A 3,596-nucleotide genomic window follows, 5' to 3' on the forward strand; every position below is an offset into this window, starting at 1 on the left:
TCCTATAGAAGGGCTTAATCGCCCGGTAAATTCTAGGCCCCGTATTCAATAGCGTGAATAGGGTGCTTTTGTTTAGATTGAGCCATATCCGCCGCTTTTATCCATGTAAAGAGTTTACTTTTTCCGGCATCAATGTCATATCAAAAAGGGAACAATGAATGGAGGTTTTTCCATGGCTTTCATGTTATAATGTATGGCAATGACAGCTTAAGCTTATCAGAAAGAAGGTCTATGCCATTGTCTAGAAAAGTGAAGGAAGCTAAGCCCGACTGGATTCGTATTAAACTTACGACAGGCGATAACTATCAGGAAATCAAGAGCATGATGCGTTCCAAGACATTACATACCGTATGTGAGGAGGCACGATGCCCTAATATATATGAATGCTGGGCCAATAGGACAGCTACATTTATGATTTTGGGTGATACTTGTACGCGTGCGTGTCGTTTTTGCGCAGTAAATACGGGAATGCCTACGGAACTGGACTTGCAGGAGCCTGAACGCGTCGCTGAAGCGGCTGAAAACATGAATTTGAAGCACTGTGTCGTAACCAGTGTGGCTCGCGACGATTTGAAAGATGGGGGTGCTACTATATTTGCAGAAACGGTTCGTGCGATTCGCCGCCGGTTACCTTTTTGCAGTGTAGAAGTATTGATTCCCGATTTTATGGGCGATATTGAATCGCTACGAATCGTCATGGATGCCAAGCCAGATATTCTGAATCATAATATTGAAACGGTGGAGCGAATGTCCGACAAAGTTCGGGCTAAAGCGAAATACCGTCGCTCTCTGGAGCTGCTTCAACGTGCGAAGCAATTAAATCCGGCTATTCCAACGAAATCAAGCATCATGCTAGGTGTCGGGGAAGAGTGGGACGAGATCTTACAAACCATGGATGATCTGCGCAAAGTCGATTGTGACATTATGACAATTGGTCAATATTTGCAGCCGTCCGAGAAACATTTATATGTGCAAAAATATTATCCACCGGAAGATTTTGCGAAGTTAAAGGAAGAGGGATTACAGCGGGGATTCAGCCACGTCGAATCCGGACCGTTGGTCCGCAGCTCCTACCAAGCGCATGAGCAGGTGAAGTCAGCCGCTCAGCATAAGGAAGAAGGCGCCCTTTCGCAGGCTTGATCCGGGAAAGGCGGTCAGAATAGCTTGTTTCAAATCGGTGGTAAAAACTATGAATTGTTGCAGGATCACAAGAACGGGTGGAATCCCGAAGCGTTTCGGGATCGGTATAGTGAAGTGCTGGATCGCTATGATTACATTATTGGTGATTGGGGTTACAATCAGCTACGTCTGAAGGGCTTTTATCGAGACGGTCATCCCAAAGCAAATAAGGATACATCTATAGTGATACTGGACGATTACATTAATGAATACTGCAATTTTGGCTGTGCCTATTTTGTGTTGCAAAAAAGTCGTGAAGTGGTTAATAAAAACGGGGTCAATGATGAAATCATTGCTCCAGATATTCAGCAGTTGGTAAATGCTCAAAGGGAACAAGCGGGAACGTTAGAACCCGAAGAGCAGCAAGAAGTATTGCAACATACAGCTGGAGAACAGGAGTGGCCGCAACCACAGCAGGATTCCACAGCTACGGAGGAATCGCGAGTGGAGCAACCTCGAGAATCCCGAGAACCACGTGAGTTGCAACGTCGGGAACCGAAGGATGCACAGGAAGTACGTGAACGACAGCCGCGTGAAGCTCGCGAAAGTCGTCCATCCAGAGAAAGACGTGAAGCAAAGGATGGACGGAATCCGGGTGAAGGGCAGCAAACCCGTGAACCACGTAGACAGCGCAATCAGCAAGGGAGTTTCGATAAAAAGGAATCGCGTGGACCACGCTATGAGCGTCAATCAAAGGAAAATCGGGAGGGACGGCAAGTTCGTGTCTCTCGTGAACCTGAGGGCCAGCGTCAGACCCAGCCAGCTGCTAAAGCCGAAAGAGCTGAGGGTAGTAAAAAGAATAAAACATTTACAGCTCCACAACAAAACGGTTCCTGAATTTTCAGGAACCGTTTTGTTTGTAAAAAAAGAGCCAAAGTCGGCTCTTTTATAGATTCTAATTAAGAAAAGCGTTGCGTACTCGATCCCAAAATGGGAAAGGACGGTAACGAGCGAAGCTGATCTTCTGACTTGCGACCTGACATCGAACAGAGATTAAGTCATCCACAGGAAAGTTGAGGTGATCTACTGTCAATAAAAGACGCTGATCTTTCCGTGAAAAAATATCACAATGATGGTGTTTGGGCAGTAGCAATGGCGATCCCAGTGTTCGATACACACGGTTATTAATGGAAGCGATCTCAGTCAACTGCAATGCTTCAATGGTGGGGTGAACCATAGCTCCGCCAAGTGCTTTATTATAGGCGGTCGTTCCTGAGGGGGTAGAAACACATATACCGTCACCGCGAAACATTTCAAAGGTGATATCGTTAATATCTACTTGGGCAACGACAGTGCCATCCACCCCTTTTAACGTAAACTCATTCAATGCAATAAAAGAAGCATTGCCTGACTTCTTGTGAATTTCCAACTCAATCAGTGGATACTTAACGATTCTCGGGTTAAGCGGTCCCTCAGATCCGCTTTGGCTCATCAGGTGGATTAGCTCCTCCAGCTCGTCCGCACGCCAATCAGCATAAAAGCCCAGATGACCGGTATGTACACCAACAAAGGCAATATCCGGAATGCGGTCGATGAAGGTATGAAACGCATGAAGCATCGTACCATCGCCTCCAATAGACACGACGATTTCCGGCGATTCGGCATCCAGCTTGAAATTCTTTTCTTGGGCAAGACGGTGAAATTGCTGACTCAAGTCCATGGAGTGCTGATCCCCGCGATCCAGAACATAATATCTCAAGATGAAAAGCTCCTTTGTCATGGGTATATATCGATCATAATCAATTATGAGCAAGAACACAATCGTTCATTGCCTGTGTGTTCTTCTCAAACGTACATATAAGCGACTTGTACCCACACTCAACCATGAGAGACTAAGCATTCCAGCCAGTATAAAGGCAAGAAACAGCAGACTTTGTAACAACATGACGGACGAGAAGCCAGGAGACCACGCGATGTCGTATATCGGAGAAAAGACTGGAGAGCTTCCCTGTCCCATCAGAGGCCGCCATAACACGAGAGCTAGCAGTGCTGAGATGATGCCGTGCGCAGCCCGGGCCAACAAAAATGGCATATAACGGAGATTTGTCATATTTAAAATACTTGCAACCTGTGCATGAACCGACAGCCCGCCCCAGGAGAGAACAAAAGCGGCTGCGGCTACCTTGAATGGTAACGCCGCTGCCGTGGCTTTACCTGCGGCTTGCGCTCCTAAAGTGACTTCGAAAATACCACCCACAATGGACTCCGTTAACGTAGGAGGAAGACCACATGCAGTCAATAGGCTTGCCGTAAGCAGATGAAGCCCGCTCATTAAACCGGAGTTCGTCAAAGCTTCTAAAATGACACAGAAGAATACAACTAGCCCTCCTACGACAATAATAAGGCGTAGGGAGGAAGTAATCGCCTGACGAAGTAACTCACCCAATGGGCGACCATCTTCCAAACGAGCTGTATGC

At 46.7% G+C, this 3,596-nt stretch carries 3 protein-coding genes and 1 pseudogene; 2 read left to right on the forward strand and 2 right to left on the reverse strand.

Annotation, left to right across the window (positions count from 1 at the left end):
* Positions 1–237 precede the first annotated feature (237 nt).
* Together lipA and GRP75_RS21710 are read left to right on the forward strand one after the other, a co-directional pair.
* Positions 238–1,140 (forward strand): lipoyl synthase, encoded by a 903-nt coding sequence (lipA, locus tag GRP75_RS21705; RefSeq protein WP_023990211.1) that lies wholly within the window; start codon positions 238–240, stop codon positions 1,138–1,140.
* 24 nt (positions 1,141–1,164) lie between these two features.
* Positions 1,165–2,016, forward strand: coding sequence for a YutD family protein (locus GRP75_RS21710; protein ID WP_160790332.1), 852 nt, complete (start codon positions 1,165–1,167; stop codon positions 2,014–2,016).
* Between the two features lie 58 nt (positions 2,017–2,074).
* Here the strand turns inward: GRP75_RS21710 and GRP75_RS21715 are convergent, their stop codons facing one another.
* Complete coding sequence (locus GRP75_RS21715; protein ID WP_013372943.1) at positions 2,075–2,878, reverse strand: NAD kinase; 804 nt, start codon at positions 2,876–2,878, stop codon at positions 2,075–2,077.
* A 66-nt stretch (positions 2,879–2,944) separates the two neighbouring features.
* A pseudogene (locus GRP75_RS21720) lies at positions 2,945–3,596 on the reverse strand (sporulation integral membrane protein YlbJ); the annotation flags it as partial.

The sequence above is a fragment of the Paenibacillus sp. OT2-17 genome, from assembly GCF_009827695.1.
Taxonomy (GTDB): domain Bacteria; phylum Bacillota; class Bacilli; order Paenibacillales; family Paenibacillaceae; genus Paenibacillus; species Paenibacillus polymyxa_B.